The organism is Leifsonia shinshuensis, assembly GCF_013410375.1.
GTDB classification, from domain to species: domain Bacteria; phylum Actinomycetota; class Actinomycetes; order Actinomycetales; family Microbacteriaceae; genus Leifsonia; species Leifsonia shinshuensis.
Genome location: NZ_JACCFL010000001.1, coordinates 2075493 through 2094948 on the forward strand (window position 1 = coordinate 2075493; position 19456 = coordinate 2094948).

General features: G+C 72.9%; 19 protein-coding genes and 1 other RNA gene. 11 read left to right on the forward strand and 9 right to left on the reverse strand.

Annotated features, from left to right (window positions below; genetic code table 11):
• The first annotated feature begins 11 nt into the window (after nucleotides 1-11).
• From dhaK to HNR13_RS10145, 4 genes are all read left to right on the forward strand, one after another.
• Nucleotides 12-1013, forward strand: coding sequence for a dihydroxyacetone kinase subunit DhaK (gene dhaK / locus HNR13_RS10130; RefSeq protein ID WP_179605641.1), 1002 nt, complete (start codon nucleotides 12-14; stop codon nucleotides 1011-1013).
• A 72-nt stretch (nucleotides 1014-1085) separates the two neighbouring features.
• Nucleotides 1086-1718 (forward strand): dihydroxyacetone kinase subunit DhaL, encoded by a 633-nt coding sequence (gene dhaL, locus HNR13_RS10135; protein WP_179605642.1) that lies wholly within the window; start codon nucleotides 1086-1088, stop codon nucleotides 1716-1718.
• Nucleotides 1715-2437: a dihydroxyacetone kinase phosphoryl donor subunit DhaM gene (gene dhaM, locus HNR13_RS10140; protein WP_179605643.1), complete on the forward strand. Its 723-nt coding sequence runs from the start codon at nucleotides 1715-1717 to the stop codon at nucleotides 2435-2437. The genes dhaL and dhaM overlap by 4 nt, the downstream gene beginning before the upstream one ends.
• 1 nt (nucleotide 2438) lies before the next feature.
• Nucleotides 2439-3950 carry a leucyl aminopeptidase gene (locus HNR13_RS10145; protein ID WP_179605644.1) on the forward strand — a complete coding sequence of 504 codons (1512 nt, stop codon included), beginning with the start codon at nucleotides 2439-2441 and terminating at the stop codon, nucleotides 3948-3950.
• Between the two features lie 213 nt (nucleotides 3951-4163).
• Here HNR13_RS10145 and HNR13_RS10150 read toward each other — a convergent pair whose 3' ends face one another.
• Both HNR13_RS10150 and HNR13_RS10155 read right to left on the reverse strand, forming a co-directional pair.
• A complete protein-coding gene (locus HNR13_RS10150) occupies nucleotides 4164-4694 on the reverse strand; it encodes a GNAT family N-acetyltransferase (protein WP_343063521.1) in 531 nt (176 codons plus the stop codon).
• A gap of 1 nt (nucleotide 4695) precedes the next feature.
• Nucleotides 4696-5985: an aspartate aminotransferase type Ic gene (locus tag HNR13_RS10155; protein ID WP_343063522.1), complete on the reverse strand. Its 1290-nt coding sequence runs from the start codon at nucleotides 5983-5985 to the stop codon at nucleotides 4696-4698.
• A gap of 61 nt (nucleotides 5986-6046) precedes the next feature.
• On the opposite strand from HNR13_RS10155, the gene HNR13_RS10160 reads away from it, so the two are divergent.
• Nucleotides 6047-6691: a DUF1345 domain-containing protein gene (locus HNR13_RS10160; protein WP_179605646.1), complete on the forward strand. Its 645-nt coding sequence runs from the start codon at nucleotides 6047-6049 to the stop codon at nucleotides 6689-6691.
• Here the strand turns inward: HNR13_RS10160 and HNR13_RS10165 are convergent.
• Both HNR13_RS10165 and HNR13_RS10170 read right to left on the reverse strand, forming a co-directional pair.
• Nucleotides 6688-7203, reverse strand: coding sequence for a dihydrofolate reductase (locus HNR13_RS10165; protein WP_179605647.1), 516 nt, complete (start codon nucleotides 7201-7203; stop codon nucleotides 6688-6690). The genes HNR13_RS10160 and HNR13_RS10165 overlap by 4 nt on opposite strands.
• On the reverse strand, nucleotides 7200-8009 hold the full coding sequence (locus HNR13_RS10170; protein ID WP_179605648.1) for a thymidylate synthase: 810 nt from the start codon (nucleotides 8007-8009) through the stop codon (nucleotides 7200-7202). The genes HNR13_RS10165 and HNR13_RS10170 overlap by 4 nt, the downstream gene beginning before the upstream one ends.
• A 91-nt stretch (nucleotides 8010-8100) precedes the next feature.
• Here HNR13_RS10170 and HNR13_RS10175 point away from each other — a divergent pair, with 91 nt between their 5' ends.
• The 4 genes from HNR13_RS10175 to rnpB all read left to right on the forward strand — a co-directional run bounded on the left by HNR13_RS10175 (nucleotide 8101) and on the right by rnpB (nucleotide 12688).
• Entirely contained in the window at nucleotides 8101-10584 is a 2484-nt protein-coding gene (locus HNR13_RS10175) for a purine-cytosine permease family protein (protein WP_246312741.1), read from the forward strand.
• 80 nt (nucleotides 10585-10664) lie between these two features.
• Entirely contained in the window at nucleotides 10665-11483 is an 819-nt protein-coding gene (locus HNR13_RS10180; RefSeq protein WP_179605649.1) for a Nif3-like dinuclear metal center hexameric protein, read from the forward strand.
• Nucleotides 11484-11529: 46 nt separating this feature from the next.
• On the forward strand, nucleotides 11530-12264 hold the full coding sequence (locus HNR13_RS10185) for a CT398-like coiled coil hairpin domain-containing protein (RefSeq protein WP_179605650.1): 735 nt from the start codon (nucleotides 11530-11532) through the stop codon (nucleotides 12262-12264).
• Nucleotides 12265-12318: 54 nt separating this feature from the next.
• An RNA gene (gene rnpB, locus HNR13_RS10190) (RNase P RNA component class A) lies at nucleotides 12319-12688 on the forward strand.
• Between the two features lie 95 nt (nucleotides 12689-12783).
• Here rnpB and HNR13_RS10195 read toward each other — a convergent pair.
• From HNR13_RS10195 to map, 4 genes are read right to left on the reverse strand one after another with little or no spacing between them, the layout of a single operon-like run.
• Nucleotides 12784-13494: a response regulator gene (locus HNR13_RS10195; RefSeq protein WP_179605651.1), complete on the reverse strand. Its 711-nt coding sequence runs from the start codon at nucleotides 13492-13494 to the stop codon at nucleotides 12784-12786.
• A complete protein-coding gene (locus tag HNR13_RS10200; protein ID WP_179605652.1) occupies nucleotides 13491-16007 on the reverse strand; it encodes a DUF4118 domain-containing protein in 2517 nt (838 codons plus the stop codon). The genes HNR13_RS10195 and HNR13_RS10200 overlap by 4 nt, the downstream gene beginning before the upstream one ends.
• A 32-nt stretch (nucleotides 16008-16039) precedes the next feature.
• Entirely contained in the window at nucleotides 16040-16864 is an 825-nt protein-coding gene (ppgK, locus tag HNR13_RS10205) for a polyphosphate--glucose phosphotransferase (protein WP_179605653.1), read from the reverse strand.
• A 49-nt stretch (nucleotides 16865-16913) separates the two neighbouring features.
• Nucleotides 16914-17780 (reverse strand): type I methionyl aminopeptidase, encoded by an 867-nt coding sequence (map, locus tag HNR13_RS10210; protein WP_179605654.1) that lies wholly within the window; start codon nucleotides 17778-17780, stop codon nucleotides 16914-16916.
• Nucleotides 17781-17792: 12 nt separating this feature from the next.
• On the opposite strand from map, the gene HNR13_RS10215 reads away from it, so the two are divergent.
• Both HNR13_RS10215 and HNR13_RS10220 read left to right on the forward strand, forming a co-directional pair.
• On the forward strand, nucleotides 17793-18005 hold the full coding sequence (locus HNR13_RS10215) for an SPOR domain-containing protein (protein ID WP_179605655.1): 213 nt from the start codon (nucleotides 17793-17795) through the stop codon (nucleotides 18003-18005).
• Nucleotides 18006-18015: 10 nt separating this feature from the next.
• Nucleotides 18016-18522 (forward strand): DUF6194 family protein, encoded by a 507-nt coding sequence (locus tag HNR13_RS10220; protein WP_246312742.1) that lies wholly within the window; start codon nucleotides 18016-18018, stop codon nucleotides 18520-18522.
• On the opposite strand, the gene panB is transcribed toward HNR13_RS10220, so the two are convergent.
• The gene (gene panB, locus HNR13_RS10225) at nucleotides 18519-19370 is read right to left on the reverse strand and encodes a 3-methyl-2-oxobutanoate hydroxymethyltransferase (protein ID WP_179605656.1); all 852 of its coding nucleotides are present in this window, start codon (nucleotides 19368-19370) and stop codon (nucleotides 18519-18521) included. The genes HNR13_RS10220 and panB overlap by 4 nt on opposite strands.
• Between the last annotated feature and the right edge of the window lie 86 nt (nucleotides 19371-19456).

Below are 19456 nucleotides of genomic sequence, written 5' to 3' on the forward strand. Positions count from 1 at the left end.
AAGGGTTTTCGATGAAGAAGCTCATCAACGACGTACCCGACGTCGTGGCCGAGTCCCTCGCGGGGTTCGGACGGGCTCACGCGGACATCGTGACGGTGTCGCAGGACCCCCGCTTCGTCTCCCGGGCCGACGGCCCGGTGCGCGGCAAGGTCGGCCTGGTCAGCGGCGGAGGCAGCGGTCACGAGCCGCTGCACGCCGGTTTCGTGGGGAAGGGCATGCTGGACGCTGCCGTCCCCGGAGAGGTCTTCACCTCGCCGACGCCGATGCCGATCGTCGAGGCCACCAAGGCCGCGGACGGCGGGGCCGGCGTGCTCCACATCGTGAAGAACTACACGGGTGACGTGCTGAACTTCGAGACGGCCGCCGACCTGGTGGGCGCCGAGGGGATCACGGTCAGGGCCGTCGTCACCAACGACGACGTCGCCGTCCAGGACTCCCTCTACACCGCGGGCCGCCGCGGCGTCGCCGGCACCGTGCTGGTGGAGAAGATCGCCGGAGCCGCCGCCGACCGCGGCGACGACCTCGACGCCGTCACCGCCGTCGCCGAGAAAGTCAACGCCAACGTGCGCTCGATCGGCCTCGCCCTCACCGACGGCACCGTGCCGCACGCGGGAGAGCCGGGCTTCGTGCTGCCGGAGGACGAGATCGAGTTCGGCGTCGGCATCCACGGCGAGCCGGGCCGCGAGCGGATCAAGATCGAGCCGGCCGACCGGCTGGTGGACCGGATGATGGACGCGATCCTCTCCGATCTGCCGTTCGCGTCGGGCGACACCGTGCTGCTGTTCGTCAACGGCATGGGCGGGACCCCGCTCTCCGAGCTCTACATCCTGTTCCGTCGCGCGGCGGAGATCCTGGACGAGCGCGGCATCGTCCTCGGCCGCTCCCTCGTCGGCAACTACGTCACCTCGCTGGAGATGCAGGGCGCCTCCATCTCGGTGCTGAAGCTGGACGACGAGCTGACCGCGCTGTGGGACGCGCCGGTGCACACCGCCGCCCTCCGCTGGGGTGTGTGAGCTGCCCGGCGCGCGCCGGGGCGTACGCTCCACACACCGGATGACGGACACGATACGAGGAAGGATGCGCTGATGGCGCTGGACACGAACTGGGTCACCTCCTGGATCTCGGCCGCGGCGACGACCGTGGGCGAGCACAAGGCGGAGCTGAACACGCTCGATCGGGAGATCGGCGACGGCGATCACGGCGAGAACATGGACCGCGGCCTGCGCGCGTCCGTCGACGCGCTCGCGAAGCTGCCCGCCGACGCGACGCCGTCCGCGGCGCTGCGCTCGGTCGCGATGACCCTCATCTCCACGGTCGGCGGCGCGTCCGGCCCGCTGTACGGCACGGCCTTCCTCAAGGCGGCCGAGCCGGTCGGCGACGCGGACGCGATCGACGGGGAGACCCTGGTCGCGCTGCTCCGAGCGGCGCGCGACGGGATCGTGTCCCGCGGCAAGGCGGAGCCGGGCGACAAGACGATGGTCGACGCCTGGACCCCCGCGGTGGACGCGGCCTCGGCCGCGCTCGCCGCGGGGTCCGACCCCGCCGCCATCCTTGCCGCCGCGGCCGACGCGGCCGAGCAGGGCTCGGACGCGACCATCCCGCTCGTCGCCCGCAAGGGCCGCGCCAGCTACCTGGGCCAGCGGTCGGCGGGCCATCGGGACCCGGGCGCGCAGTCGACCGCGCTCATCCTGCGGGCCGCCGCCGGGGCGGCCGGATGACCGGCCGGGTCGGGATCGTCTTCGTCTCGCACAGCTCGCAGCTCGCCGCCGGCGCCGTCGCCCTCGCGGGGCAGATGGCGCCGTCGGTGACGCTGCTGGCAGCCGGCGGGACGGACGACGACGGCATCGGCACCAGCTTCGGGAAGGTGATGACCGCGGTCGGGGAGGCCGATCAGGGCTCCGGCGTCGTGGTCGTCAGCGACCTCGGCTCGGCGCTGCTGACCGCGGAGACCGTGCTCGATCTGCTGCCGGAGGACGAGCGCGCGCGTGTGCGCGTGGTCGACGGCCCGTTCGTGGAGGGCGGCGTCGCCGCGGCCGTGGCCGCGGAGACCGGCGCCGACCTCGCGGGGGTCGCCGCCGCGGTCGAGGGCGCCCGCTCGGCGTGGGTTGGCGAGGAGGCGCCCGCGAGCGCTGCTCCGGCGCCGGCCGAGCCGGCCGCGTCCCCGCCGTCGACGGGCGGCGCGGGCTACACGCGTGAGGTGCTCGTGCGCAATCCGCAAGGCCTCCACGCCCGGCCGGCCGCGGAGTTCGTGAAGCTGGCCAACACCTTCCCGGTGAAGGTGACGGTGAACGGCAAGGACGCCAAGAGCCTGCTCGGCGTGATGTCCCTGGGGCTCACCGCCGGCGCGACCGCGTCCATCGCCTCGCCGGACAGCGACGGCGCGGCGGCCGTGGACGCGCTCGTCGAGCTGGTCGAGAGCGGATTCGGAGAGGTCTGACATGACTGCAGCGGTCCGGCGGCTCATCCCGTCGTCGTTCACTCCGGTGCCCTCCTACCGTCCGGAGCGCGTGGTCGGCTTCGAGGCCGTGACGGCGTTCGCCCCGGGGCTCGACGCGATCGGCATCGCGGTCGGCACGGACGGGCCCGTCGACGCCGACCTCGGTCTCGACCGGGACGCGCTCGCCCGCGCCGGCTTCGGCGGCAAGGCCGGGCAGACCCTGCTCATCCCGACCGAGGCGGCGCCGCTGCTCTACGCCGTCGGGTCCGGAGCGTCCGGCGACCTCACGGCCGACGTCCTCCGGGACCTCGCCGCGACCTTCGCCCGCGCCGCCTCCTCGTCGGCCGCCCTCGGGCTGCGCCTGGCGCAGACCGGGGCGGTTCCGCCCGCGCGGGTCGGCCAGGTCGTGGCCGAGGGCGCGCTGCTCGGCCGCTACCGGTACGCCGAGCTCAAGTCGGCTCCCGCCGTGACGGAGCTCACCCGCGTCGAGGTGCTGGTGGACGAGGCGCCGTCCTCCGCCGTGGCCGACGGCCTTACCACCGGCGCCGTGACGGCGCGCGGCGCGGCCCTCGCGCGCGACCTCGCCAACACGCCGCCCGGCCACCTGACCGCCACCGACTTCGCCGACCTCGCCGAGGAGCTCGCCGGCGACTTCGGCCTGGAGGTGGAGGTCTTCGACCGCGAGCGGCTCGTCGAGCTCGGCTGCGGCGGCCTGCTCGGCGTCAACGCCGGCAGCGCGGAGGAGCCACGGATGATCCGACTCCGCTACGTCCCGGCCGGGGAGTCGACGGGGCACCTCGCACTCGTGGGCAAGGGCATCATGTATGACTCCGGCGGCATCAGCCTGAAGCCGTCCGACCCGATGCACCTGCTCATGAAGATGGACATGGGCGGCGCCGCCGCGATCTTCGGAGCGCTGTCGAGCCTCCAGGACCTGGGCTGCACGACCACCGTCACGGCCTTCCTGATGTGCACGGACAACATGCCGTCCGGCTCGGCCTACAAGCTCGGCGACGTGCTGACGGCGCGCGGCGGCACGACCGTGGAGGTCAAGAACACCGACGCCGAGGGCCGCCTGGTGCTGATGGACGGCCTCGTCCTCGCGACGGAGGAGCGTCCCGACGCCGTCGTGGACATCGCGACTCTGACCGGCGGAGCGCTGATGGCGCTCGGGCCGGCGCGCGCGGCGCTGTTCGCGAACGACCAGGGGCTGGCGGACGCGGTGGTGGCGGCCTCCCGCAGCACCGACGAGAAGGTCTGGCAGCTGCCGCTGGAGACCTCCTATCGCAAGCTGCTCGACTCCGACATCGCGGACCTCGCGAACGTGGGCGGACCCTACGCCGGTGCGACGACCGCGGCGCTGTTCCTCCGCGAGTTCGTCGGGGAGACGCCGTGGGCGCACCTCGACATCGCGGGCACAATGCAGTCCGACAGCGACGACGCCTGGCGCTCGAAGGGCGCGACCGGCTTCGGCGCCCGCCTCCTCGCCGAGCTGGCCCTGCACTTCCGCTGACCCCGGGCGTCGCTACCGGAGGAGATCCGGCCGCCCGACCTCCCGGATCGCAGCTGACGGAGGAGTCCCCGCCCGATCAGCCCGGGATCTCCTCCGTTAGCGACCGGCCCGCGCGCGGCTAACGGAGGAGATCCGGTCCGGGCCGGCCCGGATGTCCTCCGCTGACTGCCGACACGCCGCGGGCGCCCCCGGATCTCCTCCGTTGCCGACGCGTCAGAGAGCGGCGGCCATCTCCAGCTCGAGGGTGCTGCGGTCGAGCGGGTAGGGGAGCGTGCGCCCGGTGAACGCGAAGCCGCGGCGCTCGTAGTACCGGATCGCCGCCGCGTTGTGCTCGTGGACCTCCAGCAACAGCCGGCCGGAGCGGGGGCGCGCCCAGTCGACCACCGCATCCAGCAGGGCATCCGTCACCCCGTGCCGGCGCCCGCGCAGGGACGGGGTGACGTACACGCCGACCAAGTGCGGATCGGGGGAGTCGGACGCGTGGAAGCCGCCCATCGTCCCCAGCCAGCGGCCGTCCGGGGCGATCGCGCCGAACAGCCGGCTGCTGGCGGAGGTGTTCGCCGCGCGCCGACGCCAGTGCTCGTCCGGGTGCGCCTGCGCCGCGGCCAGCGTCTCGAGGAACGCGATGGGCGTGTCCGCGAGCATCTCCAGCCGGATCGCCCGGTACGCCTCCCAGTCCGCCTCGACGCTCGGACGGACCACCCAGGGGCGGTCGCCCGGGCCCGGGGCGTCGGCGGGCGTCACGTCAGTTCCGCTCGGCCAGCAACGCCTCGGTCTCGGCCAGCAGGATGGCGGTGCACAGCCCGTCCAGGGCCGTGCGGAGCTCCGCGAGCGGCGGGAACGTGGGCGCGATGCGGATGTTCGCGTCGCGCGGGTCCTCGCCGTACGGGAAGGTCGCGCCGGCCGGGGTCACCGCGATCCCGGCCTCCTTGGCCAGCTGCACGGCGCGCTTGGCGCAGCCGTCGAGCACGTCCAGGCTGACGAAGTAGCCGCCGTGCGGCGCGTTCCACGCCCCGGCGCCCCACGGCTCCAGCCGAGCGCGGAACGCCTCGTCCACCGCGGCGAACTTCGGCTCCAGGATGGCGCGGTGCTTCTCCATGTGCGCCGCGAGCCCGTCCTGGTCGCGGAGCAGCTGCACGTGGCGGAGCTGGTTGAGCTTGTCCGGGCCGATGCTCTGCGCGGCCGAGTTGCGCTGGAACCAGGCGATGTTGGCCTCCGACGCGCCGATGAAGGCGACGCCGGCGCCCGGGAACGTCACCTTGGAGGTGGACGCGAAGATCAGCGGGCGGTCCGGGTTGCCGGCCTCGGCGGCGAGCGCCAGGATGTCGATCGGCTCCGGGCGCTCGTCGCTCAGGTGGTGGACGACGTAGGCGTTGTCCCAGAACAGCCGGAAGTCGGCCGCCGCGGGCAGCGAAACCAGGGCGCGGGCGACCTCCTCGCTGTAGACGGCGCCGGACGGGTTGGAGTACACCGGCACGCACCACATGCCCTTGATGCTGTCGTCGGTGGCCAGCAGCGTCTCGATGGTGGCGATGTCGGGGCCGTCGTCGTTCATGGGCACCGCGATCATCCGGATGCCGAAGCGCTCGCAGATCGTGAAGTGCCGGTCGTAGCCCGGCACCGGGCAGAGGAAGCTGATCGACTGGTGGCCCCAGGGCAGCTCGCCGCCCGGGACGCCGTGCAGGAGCGCCTGCGCGACCGTGTCGTGCATGACCGTGAGGCTGGAGTTGCCGAGCGCGAGGAGCTGGGCGACAGGCACCCGCAGCGCGTCGGCGAAGATCGCGCGCAGCTCGGGGAGCCCGTTGGGACCGCCGTAGTTGCGCAGGTCCGTTCCCGCTGCGTCGCGGTAGGCGCCGTCCGGCAGGTGAAGAAGGTCGTTCGACAGGTCGAGCTGCTCGGCGGACGGCTTGCCGCGCGTGATGTCGAGAGCGAGGCCGGAGGCCTTCAGCTCGTCGTAGGCGCGGGCGAACTCCGCGTGCGCGGCGCGGAGCGCCTCGGTGTCGAGGTCGGCGAGGGGTGCTGGGGCGGTGGTCACAAACCGATCGTACCGGCGCGCTGGCATTGACGTCCCGGCGTGACGTGCGAACATCCGTTGTGTGACGGACGAACTGAAGCGCGGACGCGGCCACACCCGCGTCAAGCTGTACGTGGCCCTGGGTGTCGGAATCGTCGTGGCGGTGGTCGCGGCCTTCTTCGAGGTGCTGCACCACGCCATCCTCACCGGCTGGGCGGCGGCCTGCCTGGTGTACGTCGTGTGGATCTGGTCCACGGTCTGGCGCATGAACGCGGAGCAGACCCGCAGCCACGCCACGCTGGAGGACCCGGGGCGCCGGACGGTGGACCTGGTGCTGACCATCACGGCGCTGGTGAGCCTGTTCGCGGTCGTCTGGGTCCTGGTCGAGGCGCGCAGCCTGAAGGGCGGCGCGCAGCTCGCCGTCGCACTGCTCGCGATCGTGAGCATCGCGCTGTCGTGGGTCCTCGTCCACACGCTCTACACGCTGCGCTACGCGCGGATCTACTACCGCAGGGACGGCGGCGTCGACTTCAACCAGAAGGAGCCGCCGCAGTACAGCGACTTCGCCTACCTCTCGTTCACCCTCGGAATGACCTTCCAGGTGTCGGACACGGATATCACGAGCACGTACCTGCGCCGGACGATCGTGCGCCACACGCTGCTGTCGTACGTGTTCGGCACGGTGATCGTGGCCGCGACGGTGAACCTGGTGGCCGGGCTGACCTAGCGCCCGCTGTCTCCCCGGCGCCCGGTGCCGTTCTCGCGCTCGTAGCGGACGAACCGGTAGCGCATCCCGTTCGCGGCCTCGAGCCAGGGGCCGGGCTCGCCGTGCCACTCCGGGCCGAGTGCGGGCGCGACGGTGTCGCCCGCCACGGCGAGGTCGATCTCGGTCACCTCGACGCGGTCCGCGACGGGCAGGGACTGCGTGTAGAGCTCGGCGCCGCCCATGATCCACACGGTGCCGTCTCCGGCGGTTCGCACCGCATCGTCGAGCGAGTGGACGACCTCCGCGCCGGGCGCCTCGTAGCGCGCGTCGCGCGTCACGACGACGTTCGCGCGCCCCGGGAGTGGACGGAACCGCTCCGGCAGCGACTCCCAGGTGCGGCGGCCCATGATCACGGGATCGCCGTCGGTCAGCTCGCGGAAGTGCTTCAGGTCCTCCGGGAGGTGCCAGGGCATCACCCCGCCCGCGCCGATCACGCGGTCGTGGGCCTGCGCCCAGATCAGGGCGAGCGTCATACCGCCACGGCCGCGCGGATCGCGGGGTGGTGCTGGTAGTCCTCCACGACGAAGTCCTCGTACCGGTAGTCGAAGATGCTCTCCGGCTTGCGGGCGAACCGCAGCGTCGGCGACAGGTACGGGTCCCGGGTGAGCTGCTCGGTCACCTGCTCGACGTGGTTGTCGTAGATGTGGCAGTCGCCGCCGGTCCAGACGAAGTCGCCGGGCTCCAGGCCGACCTGCTGGGCGACCATCATCGTGAGCAGCGCGTAGCTGGCGATGTTGAACGGGACGCCGAGGAACATGTCCGCGCTGCGCTGGTAGAGCTGGCAGGAGAGCCGGCCGTCGGCGACGTAGAACTGGAAGAACGCGTGGCACGGCGCGAGCGCCATGTCCGGGATGTCGGCCACGTTCCAGGCGGAGACGATGATCCGGCGGGAGTCCGGGTCGCGGCGGAGCGTGTCGATGACCTGCTGGATCTGGTCGATGTGGCTGCCGTCGGGCGCCGGCCACGACCGCCACTGCACGCCGTAGACCGGGCCGAGCTCGCCGCGCTCGTCGGCCCACTCGTCCCAGATGGTCACGCCGTTGTCGCGGAGCCAGCCGACGTTGCTCTCGCCGCGGAGGAACCAGAGCAGCTCGTAGGCGATGGACTTGAAGTGCACCCGCTTGGTGGTGATCAGCGGAAAGCCCTCGGAGAGGTCGAACCGCAGCTGGCGGCCGAACACGCTGCGTGTCCCGGTGCCCGTGCGGTCGGACTTGTGGCTGCCGTTGGCGAGGACGTCGCGCAGCAGGTCTTCGTACGGAGTCGGGATCGGCGTGGTCATCGAGACGATGGTACTTCTCCCGGCGCCCGCGTGCTCGGTGACCCGCGGTTGCCCCCTGACCCGCCGGACGTTCGGGTCGTAGGCTTCGAACATGGAGCGGGCCGATGGCGTGGACGGGGACGGCGTCGCCGAACCGGGCGGGACGATCCGCCACAGCGACGACGAGCTCGCCGACGCCCTCCAGAAGGAGGTGGACCGGGCGACCGCGGCCATCCCGATCGTGGCGGACGACTCGGACGCCTCGGACGCCGCAGCCGCCGCAGACGCCGCGATGAGCGACGCCGAGGTCACCGCGATCGTCGACGCGGATCTGCGGATCCACGACACGTTCGGCGCGATCCAGCACCTGCAGAACGTGCTGCGCGCCCGGGCGACGTCCGCGGTCCCGGTCGTGGAGGAGCCGCCGGTCGCGGGGGAGCCGCCCGTCAAGGAGGTGACGCCGGTCGCGGGGGAGCCGCCCGTCGTGGAGGTGACGCCGGTCGCGGGGGAGCCGCCCGAGCAGGCCGACGACGTCCAGGAGGCCGAGGCCGAGGAAGAGGAGGAGGAAGAGGAGGGCGACTGGGTGGGTCCGCGGACCCAGCTCATCAGCTTCGACGACCTCCCGGTGCGGCGACGGGACGACGGGCCGCAGCCGACCTACAGCGCCTGGGTCGGAGCGGCGGCCGCGCCGCCGGCTGCACCCCAGCCGCGCCAACCGGCCGCACCGCCACCCGAGCCCCAGGCGGCCGCGCCCCAGCCGGCCGCACCGCCGCCGCCGAAGTTCCCGACGCTCGCGTTCGACGCCCCGCCTCCCGCGCCGGAGCAGCCGGCCGCCGGGCCCCCGGCCACCGCGACCCCGCCGCGCGTCGAGCCGCTCGGCCTCGTGCCGGAGGAGTACGCCCCGACCGACTCCCAGCCCGTCCCGCTGCTCTCCTCCGCCCTGCCCGTGGCGCTCAGCGCGCCGATCACCGCGCCGTCCGCCGACGCGACCGCCGGGCCACCTCCCGTCGTCACGCACGACCTCGGCCCGGTGTCGGCGACCCCCGACCACATCGACCGGGACATCGCCGACGACGCGGACGACGCGCACAGCGCCCCCTCCCCGGTCGCCTCGCGGCGCCTCCCCGAGGACGCCACCATCCTGTACGGCGCCGCCCCCGTCGCGCCGCCCCCGTTCGTCCCGGAGACCGTCGACCTCGAGCCGACCCCGCTCGAACAGCGGGCCGGGCACGCGTCGCGGCTGTTCTGGCTGTGGTTCGCCGGCACCTCCTCGCTCATCAGCGTCGGGGTCGGCGCGACGATGTTCCTGCTCGGCCTCAGCCTCCGCCAGCTCCTGGTGGCGACGCTGTTCGGAGTGGCACTGTCCTTCCTCCCGCTCGGGCTCGGGACCCTCGCCGGCAAGTGGAGCGGGCAGCCGACGATGGTCGTCTCGCGCGCCACGTTCGGACTGCGCGGCAATGCCCTCCCCACGGTGCTCGCCCTGGTCACCAAGCTGTTCTGGGGTGCTGTCCTGCTCTGGCTGGCCGGGTCGGCCGCCGGCTCGCTCGCGGTGTCGGAGGGCTGGTCGCACGGCGCGGCTGTCCCGACCGGGATCGCCCTGGTCGTGACGATCGCCGCGGCCGGCGTCGTGGCGTTCTTCGGCTACGGGCTCGTCTCCCGAGTGCAGCTGGTGCTGACGATCGCCTCCGCCGTGCTCATCGCGACCACGATCGCGGCGACCTGGCGGTACGTCGACCTGTCGCGGGCGCTCGCCGTCCCCGACGCGCTCTGGACGCATGTCGTCACCGGCGCGGTGCTCGTGTTCAGCTACGTCGGCCTCGCTTGGGCCATGAGCAGCGCGGAGGTCGCCCGATACCAGCGCCGCCGGTCGTCCGGCGCGACGGGGATGCTGTGGGCGACGTTCGGCGCGGGCGTGCCGCCGTTCGTGCTGGTGTCCTACGGCGGCCTGCTCGCCGCCTCCGACCCGCGCCTCGCCGCGGAGCTGGCCAGGGATCCGGTGGGCGGGTTCGTGATGCTCGGCCTGCCGGTGTGGTTCCCGGTCCCGCTGCTGCTGGCGGTCGGGCTCAGCCTGATCTCCGCGCTCGTGCTCACCATCTACTCGGGCGGCTTCACCCTCGACGCGCTCGGCGTCCGCCTCGGCCGGCGCTGGAGCACGCTGATCGTCGGGGCGGCGATCGCCGTGGCCGGTGTGGTGCTGGCGCTCACGGTGCGCGACCTGGACGTGGTCATCCGCGGCGTCCCCACCGCCCTGGCCGTGCCGGTGGCCGCTTGGGCGGGACTGTTCACCGGCGAGATGATGCTGCGCACGCGCCGGTTCCACCACGCGTCGCTGCTGACCAGGGGCGGCGTGTACCCGGACTGGCGCTGGACCAACCTGACGATGCTGGTCGTGGCGAGCGCGGTCGGGCTCGGCTTCGTCAGCTCGCCGCTGCCCTGGCTGGCCTGGGAGGGCTACCTGTTCCGGCTGCTCGGCGCCGACCCGCAGGGCATCGGCGCGAGCAACATCGGCGTCGTGGTCGCCCTGGGCATCGGGCTGCTCACGCCGATGGTCTCCGGAGTCCCCGCCGTCCGGAGGCAGGAGCGCGGGGAAGGCTGACGGCGACCCGTCCGGCCGCCCCGTCCCAGCCGCTCGTCCCAGCCGCCCCGGGCCGGTCGCCTCCGGGTAGGCTCTACTCCGTGCCGCACACTCTCCGTTCCGTCTGCGAGGTCGTCGAATCGCTCTGGCCGATCGCCGGGGCTGAGGGGTGGGACGCGCCGGGGCTCGTCTCCGGCGATCCGGACGCGACGGTCGAGCGCATCCTGCTCTCCGTCGACGCCGTGGCCGCCACGGTCGAGGAGGCCGTCGGCCTGCATGCCGACCTGCTGATCGCGCACCACCCGCTGCTGCTGCGCGGCGTGACCTCCATCGCGGAGGACCGCTACAAAGGCTCTCTGCTGGTGAGGCTGATCCGCAACGACTGCGCGCTCATCGCCGCGCACACCAACGCCGACGTGGTCGCCGACGGCACCAGCGCGGTCCTGGCGACGGCGCTCGGCCTGACGGACACCGCGCCGATCGCGCCGGCGGCCGACGGCGTGACGGGCATCGGCCGGGTCGGAACGCTCCCGGAGCCGACCACGCTCGGCGCGCTCGCCCGCGTCGTCGCGGACCTGCTGCCGCCGACCGCCGGGGGAGTCCGGGCAGCCGGCGACTACCACCAGCCCGTCTCGCGGGTGGCCGTCTGCGGCGGAGCGGGCGACTCCCTGCTCGGCAGCGACGCCGTCCGCGGCGCCGACGTCTACATCACCGCCGACCTGCGCCACCACCCGGCGTCGGAGGCCCGCGAGCAGGCCGTGCTCGGCGGCGGCCCCGCCCTACTCGACGTCTCGCACTGGGCGAGCGAATGGCTCTGGCTCGACACCGCGGCCGAGCGCCTGCGCCGCGAGCTGCCCGGCGTCGAGGTCGTCGTGAGCGAGCTGCGCACCGACCCCTGGGATTTCGCGATCCTGCAATGATCCACCGCACGACGACAGAGACAGCACCAGCAGAGAGCAGAGCACAGTGAAAGCCAGCCCCTCCGACCAGAACGAGCTCCTCCGGCTGCAGGCCGCGGACACCCGGCTCAGCCAGCTCGACCACACCGTCCGGAACCTGCCGCAGGCCGCGGAGCTGGCCGCCCTCCAGCCCGAGGTGGACGCGCTGCGGGCCCGCTGGATCGCCGCGACCGGCGAGGTGGAGGACGCCCGCGCCGAGCTGAAGCGCGTCGAGTCCGACGTGGAGCTGGTGGAGGCGCGCAAGCGCCGCGACACCGAGCGCGTCCAGCACACCTCCTCGATGAAGGACGTGCAGGCGCTGGAGGCCGAGCTCGCTGCGCTCGCCAAGCGCCAGGGCGACCTGGAGGAGATCGAGCTCACCGTGATGGAGCGGGTCGAGGGCCTCGAGGCGGCGCTCGCCGCGATCGACGCCGAGCGTGCCGAACTGGACGCTCGCGTGCAGGCACTGGAGGAGGCCCGCGACGGCGAGGCGGGCGCCGTCGGAGCCCAGCGCGACGCCCTCGCCCGCGACCGCGCAGTCATCGCCGCGGCCCTCCCCGCCGACCTCGTCGCTCTCTACGAGCGGCAGCGCTCCCGCTACGGCGTCGGCGCCGCGCTGCTGCTGCGTGGGGTGTCGATGGGCTCGAACGTCAAGCTGACCGAGTCCGACCTCGCCGAGATCCGCCGCGCGGCCGACGACGACGTCGTGCTGTGCCCGGACAGCGGGGCCATCCTGATCCGCAACGAGGAGTCCGGGCTCTAGCAGCGCCGCCGGGCAGCCGCCTCCCACCGCGCTGCGCTAGTGTGGGGGCCGGAACGGGTCGGCCAGACGGTCGCGTCGGTCCGCGCGAGCGGGCCGCCGAGGAACGTCCGGGCTCCGCAGAGCAGGGTGGTGGGTAACACCCACCCGGGGCAACCCGCGAGAAAGTGCAACAGAAAGCAGACCGCCTCGCACGTGAGTGCGCGGTAAGGGTGAAACGGTGGTGTAAGAGACCACCAGCGGCCGGGGTGACCCGGCCGGCTGGGTAAACCTCGCCCGGAGCAAGGTCAGACAGGGGACCATGAGGCTGCTCGTCTCGTCCCCGGGTAGACCGCTAGAGGGCGGCGGCAACGTCGTCCCGAGAGAGATGGCCGTCCGCGGCGCGCGAGCGCCGTGACAGAACCCGGCGTATCGGCCGACCCGTTCCCTCCGGGCCGATCCCGCCCGCCCCGCCACCTGCCGAGTACGCAGATAATCCGCGTACTCGACCGTTTTTCGGCTGACTTTTCGCGTACTCGACGGTTAGTCGGTGACGGGCTCGGGGTCGGGGTCGGGGGTGAAGCGGTAGCCCATGCCGGGCTCGGTCAGCAGGTAGCGCGGCGCGGACGGGACCGGCTCGAGCTTCTTGCGGAGCTGCGCCAGGTACAGGCGCAGGTAGCCGGTGTCGTTGGTGTACTGCGGACCCCACACCTGGGTGAGCAGCGCCTGGCGCGTGACCAGCCGGCGCGGGTTGCGCACCAGCAGCTCCAGGATCTCCCACTCGGTCGGCGTCAGCCGCACCGGCGACTCCCCGTCGGGCGTGCGCTTCAGCACCTGGTGCGCCGCGAGGTCCACGGTGATGTCGCCGAACTGCACGGTCGGCTCGTCGGCCGGCCCGGACTGGCGGCGGGTCAGCGCCCGGATGCGCGCCAGCAGCTCGTCGGCGGCGAACGGCTTGGTGACGTAGTCGTCCGCTCCGGCGTCCAGCGCGTCCACCTTGTCGGAGGAGCCGCTGCGGCCGGAGACGACCAGGATGGGCACCGTCGACCAGCCGCGCAGCCCCTCGATGACCTCGATGCCGTTCAGCTCGGGCATCCCGAGGTCGAGCATGACCAGATCGGGATGGTGCTCGACCGCCTCCGACAGCGCCTCGGCGCCGGTGCGGGCCGTGAGCACCTCGTAGCCGCGCGCCGTCAGGAGGATGCGCAGCGCGCGCAGGATCTGCTGGTCGTCGTCGGCGATCAGAATCCTCATGGCGTCTCCTCCGTGGCCGCGCCGGTGGCGGCTGTCGCTGTGGTCGCGGCGGGCAGCGACACCACCATGGTGAGTCCGCCGCCGGGGGTGTCCTCGGCCTCCAGGGTCCCGCCCATCCCCTCGGCGAAGCCCTTCGAGAGCGCCAGCCCCAGGCCGATCCCGGTGTCGTTGTCGGTGTCGCCCAGCCGCTGGAACGGGAGGAAGACGGCCTCGCGGCGCTCGCCGGGGATGCCGGGCCCGTGGTCGACGACCCGCAGCTGCACCGTGCCGCCGAACTCGCTGGCCGCGATGACGGGCGGCCGCCCGTCGGGCGAGAACCGCAGGGCGTTGCCGAGCAGGTTCACCAGCACGCGCTGGAGCAGCACGCCGTCGGCGAGGACCGGCGGAAGGCCCTCCGGCAGGTCGAGCTCCACCTTCGCGGGCCCGAGCCCGAGCTCTTCGAGGGCGGCCGGGATGATGTCGTCCAGCTCGGTCGGCGCGAGCGACACCCCGAGGACGCCGGCCTGGACGCGGCTGACGTCGAGCAGGTTGGTCACCAGGGTCGCCAGGCCGGCCAGGCTGTCCTCCGCGGTCTCGAGCAGCGCCTCCCTGTCGGCCTCGCTCAGGGCGAGGTCGCGCTGGCGGAGCGTGGTGACAGCGGCCGTCGCCGCCGCGAGCGGGCGGCGCAGATCGTGGCCGACCGCCGCCAGGAGGGCGCTGCGCACCCGGTCCGCCTCGGCGAGCGGGCCCAGCTCGCTCGCGGTGGCGGCGAGCTCGCGGTGCTCCAGCGCCGCGTCGAGCTGGGCGACGATGGCCGCCAGCAGGCGCCGGTCGGCGGCCTCCAGGTCGCGACCGGACAGCTCCAGCGTGCCGCGGTCGCCGACCGCGATCCGCTGCGTGTGCGCCGAGTCGGCGGGCTCGCCGTCCGTGGAGACCACCTCGTCGCCGTCGAGCAGCCGCACACCGGTGAGTCCGAACGCCTCGCGGGTGCGGGTCACCAGCGCCTGGAGGGCGTCCTCGCCGCGGATGACGCCGCCGGCGACCGTGGCCAGCAGCTCCGCCTCCGCCGCCGCGCGCTGGGCGGCACGCGTGCGCCGCGCGGCCTGGTCGACCACCAGGCTGACCAGTGCGGCGATGATGAGGTAGAGCACCAGCGCGACCAGGTGCAGCGGCTCGGCGATAGTGATCGTGTAGAGCGGGGCGACGAAGAAGTAGTCCAGCGTGAGGCCGGAGAGCAGAGCGGCGAACAGCGCGGGCCAGATGCCGCCGACGAGCGCGACGATCACCACCAGGAGCTGGTAGCTGAGCACGTCGGCGGTCATCGACTCGTCCGAGCGCATGGTCACCAGCAGCAGCGTCAGCAGCGGGCCGCCGACCAGGGCGAGGGCGAAGCCGTAGACCTTTCGCCGAGTGGTGAGGCCGCCGCGCGGCCGGGGCAGCGAGAACCGGCCGCCGGCGCGCGAGTGCGTGACGATGTGCACGTCGATGTCGCCGGACTCCCTGACCACCGTCGAGCCGATCCCGGGACCGGTCAGCAGGGCGGCGAGCCGGCTGCGCCGGGAGACGCCGATCACCAACTGGGTGGCGTTCTCGCCGCGGGCGAACTCGACGAGCGCCCGCGGGATGTCGCTGCCGACCACCTGGTGATAGCTGCCGCCCAGCTGCTCGACCAGCGCGCGCTGGGCGGCGAGGGCGCCCGGCGTCGCCTCGCGCAGGCCGTCCTGGCTCGTCACGTGCACTGCCAGCAGCTCGCCGCCGGCAGACCGGGCGGCGATGCGGGCGCCGCGGCGCAGCAGCGTCTCGCCCTCCGGGCCGCCGGTGAGGGCGACGACCACGCGCTCGCGGGCCTCCCACTTGCCGGCGATGCCGTGCTCGGCCCGGTACCGCTGCAGCGCGCTGTCCACCTCGTCGGCCAGCCAGAGCAGGGCGAGCTCGCGCAGCGCGGTCAGGTTGCCGAGCCGGAAGTAGTTGGAGAGCGCGGCGTCCACGCGCGCCGCCGGGTACACGACGCCCTCGGCCAGCCGGTCGCGCAGCGCCTGCGGGGCGAGGTCGACCACCTCGATCTGGTCGGCGCGGCGCAGCACGGCGTCCGGGATGGTCTCGCGCTGCTGCACGCCGGTGATCTGCTCCACGACGTCGTTCAGCGACTCGATGTGCTGGATGTTGACCGTCGACATCACGTCGATGCCGGCGTCGAGCATCACCTCCACGTCCTCCCAGCGCTTGGCGTTCTCCAAGCCGGGCGCGTTGGTGTGGGCGAGCTCGTCCACGAGCGCGAGCTGCGGCGCGCGGGCCAGCACGGCGTCGAGGTCCAGTTCGGTGAGCTCCACCCCGCGGTGCTCGACGGCGCGGCGCGGCACGACCTCCAGGCCCTCCAGCATGGCGGCGGTGGCGGCGCGGCCGTGGGTCTCCACGACAGCGACCACGACGTCCTTGCCGAGCGCCTTGAGCCGCTTGCCCTCCTCGAGCATCGCGTAGGTCTTGCCGACGCCGGGGGCCGCGCCGAGCATGACCCGGAGGTGGCCACGCGCCATTCGCTCTCGATCCCTCTCGTGATGCCGGCCGGTCAGCGGCCGGGCTCGTCTGGGGAGACCCCGACCTCCGCCGACCGTCCGCGCGCTCCCGCGTCGCGGCGCTCGCTGCGCACTGCGAGCGCCGCGGCGCCCAGGATGCCCGCGTTGTTGCGGTGCACCGCCGGGACGATCTCGGTGTTGAGCTCCAGCAGCGGCAGGAACTCTTCATAGTTCTTGGAGACGCCGCCGCCGACGATGAAGAGGTCCGGGGTGAACAGGAACTCGAGCGTCGAGTAGTACTTCTGCAGCCGCTTGGCCCACTTCTCCCAGGAGAGGTCCTCGCGCTCCTTCGCCGAGTAGGCGGCCCGCGACTCGGCGTCGTGGCCCTCGATCTCCAGGTGGCCCAGCTCCGCGTTCGGGATGAGCACGCCGTCGTAGATGAGCGCCGAGCCGATGCCGGTGCCGAGCGTGGTCATGATGATCAGGCCGTCCTTGCCCTTCGCCGCGCCGAAGCGCGTCTCCGCGTAGCCGGCGGCGTCCGCGTCGTTGACGAAGTGGATGGAGCGGCCCAGCGCCTTCTCGAACAGCTCCTCGGCGTGCAGCCCGATCCACTTCTTGGAGACGTTGGCGGCCGAGAGCGTGACGCCGTGACTGACGATCGCGGGGAAGCACACGCCCACAGGCGCGTCCGGCTCCTCGGCCGCGAGCTTCTCGACGATCTCCGTTGCGGTCTGGACGATGTCGTCCGGCTTGCCGCCCTCCGGCGTCGGGAGCTTGATGCGATCGCTGATCAGCTCACCGCTGTCGAGATCGACCAGCGCCCCCTTGATCCCGGTTCCGCCGACGTCGATGCCGATTGCGTGGTTCTGCGCGCTCATGCCCACGAATCTACCGCGCGGTCCGCTGCGTCGGCAGGAGGCCCGGCGGTCAGGGCAGCGTCAGGATCTCCGCGCCGCGCTCGGTGACGACCAGCGTGTGCTCGAACTGGGCGGTGATGCTGCGGTCACGGGTGACCACGGTCCAGTCGTCCGCCCACATGTCCCACTCGCTCGTGCCGAGCGTGAGCATCGGCTCGATGGTGAAGACCATCCCGACCTCCATCACGTCGTCGAAGGCGGGGGCGGCGTCGTAGTGCGGGATGATCAGCCCGGAGTGGAACGCGGCGCCGACCCCGTGGCCGGTGAAGTCGCGCACCACGCCGTAGCCGAAGCGCTTGGCGTACGACTCGATGGCGCGGCCGATCACGTTGACCTCGCGCCCGGGGGCGACCGCCTTGATGCCGCGGTTCAGCGCCTCCCTGGTCCGCTCCACCAGCAGGGTGACCTCCTGCGACGCGGTCCCGACGATGAAGGTCTGGTTGCTGTCGCCGTGGAAGCCGTTCGTGTAGGCGGTGATGTCGATGTTGACGATGTCGCCGTCCTCGAGCATGGTGTCGTCCGGGATGCCGTGGCAGACCACCTCGTTGACCGAGCTGCAGATCGACTTCGGGTAGCCGCGGTAGCCGAGCGTCGACGGGTAGGCGTCGTGCTCGATCAGGAACTCGTGGCCGATCGCGTCCAGCTCCTCGGTGGTGATGCCCGGGCGCACCGCCTCGCCGACCCGTTCGATGGCCCGCGCGGCGATCCGGCCGGACTCGCGGATCAACTCGATCTCGGCGGGGGTGTACACGTCGCCGCGGTCCGAGGGCGCCGGGCCCGGCTTGCCGACGTACTCCGGCCGGGGGATCCGGGACGGGACGTGGCGCAGCGCGGTGACGCGGCCGGGGACCAGGTGACCGGCGGAATCCTTGGGCATAGGATCAAGCTTATGACCGGCGAGAACGACTACGGGATCAAGCAGGATGCCGAGCACAAGTACTGGTACAACATGAAGACCGGCCAGGTCGAGCAGGGTTTCCTCTCGCCCGCCCCGGACCGCGTCGGCCCCTTCGACACCCGCGTGGAGGCCGAGCACGCGCTCGAGAAGCTCCGCGAGAACAGCGCGAAGTGGGCCGAGGAGGACGCCGAAGAGGGCCGGTGACGTCGCCCGCATGACGATGGAACGGATCCTCGCCGAGGTCAGAGGCTTCGACGGGGTGCTTGAACTCGCGCCGGAGCCCGGTAGCGCGTACCCCGAGATCTCGTGGGGCGACCACTACTTCTACTACGCGCCGGACGGCGTGGTGCCGACCAAAAGGCAGCCGTACGCGACGATCGTGACGAAGGACTACCCGGACGACGTCGAGTCGCGGCTCGGCGATCCCGGCCGCTGGCGGCTCAACATCCACGTAGGCCCGAAGACGGCGGCCGAGCTGGTCGCCGGAGCGACGGCCGGCTACGACGCCGAGGACGTCTTCCTTCCGCACCCGCTCTACGGCGACTACGGCTGGGTGTGCGTCGTGAATCCCGGCGCGGCCACTCTCGAGCGCGCACTCGCGGCGCTGCGCGACGCGCACACCGAGGACCGCCGCCGCGTCGAGCGCCGCCAGGCGACCACCGGCCAGGCGACCACCGGCCAGGCGACCACCGGCCAGGCGACGACCGGGGAGAACGCCTAGAAGCTGTGCTCGGGCGCGGGGAAGACGCCGGACTGGACTTCCGCCTTGTAGGTGCGCGCGGCCTCGGAGAGGGCGCCCTTCAGGTCCGCGTACTGCTTCACGAAGCGCGGGATGCGGCCGGTCGTGAACCCGGCCCAGTCCGTCCAGACCAGCAGCTGCCCGTCCACGTGCGGGCCGGCGCCGACGCCGATGGTCGGGATGCGCAGCTCCTGGGTGACCCGCTGGGCGACGTCCGCCGGCACCATCTCCATCACGACCGCGAACGCCCCGGCCTCCTGGACCGCGTGCGCGTCGGCGAGGATCTGCTCCGCGCTCTCGCCGCGGCCCTGCACGATGTGACCGCCGAGGCCGTGCTCGCTCTGCGGGGTGAAGCCGATGTGCGCCATCACCGGGATGCCGGCGCCGACGATGCGGCGGATCTGCTTGGCGCTGCGGCGGCCGCCCTCCAGCTTGACCGCGTGCGCCCCGGTCTCCTTCATGAAGCGCACCGCCGTGTGCAGCGCCTCCTGCGGGCCCGTCTCGTACGAGCCGAACGGCATGTCGGCGACCACGAACGCGCGCTTGACCGCCTTCGCGACCGCGCGGGTCAGCGGGATCAGGTCGTCGACGGTGACGGGAAGCGTCGTGTCGTAGCCGAGCACGTTGTTGCCCGCCGAGTCGCCGACCAGCAGGAAGTCGATGCCCGCCTCGTCGAAGATCTGGGCGGTCAGCATGTCGTAGCTGGTCAGCCCGGTGAACGGCTCTCCCGCCTCCTTCGCCGACTGGAAGTGGCGGGTCCGCACCCGCTTCAGCGACTCCATCGCCGGCGTTGCGGGGTGGACGGAGGGCACAGGGGACTGCTCGCTCATGCGCCCCAGTCTAGTGACGCGCTGGTGACGCGGCCCCGGCGGGCATCCGGCCGGTTTCCCGCCGCGGAACCACTAGTCTGGAGGGG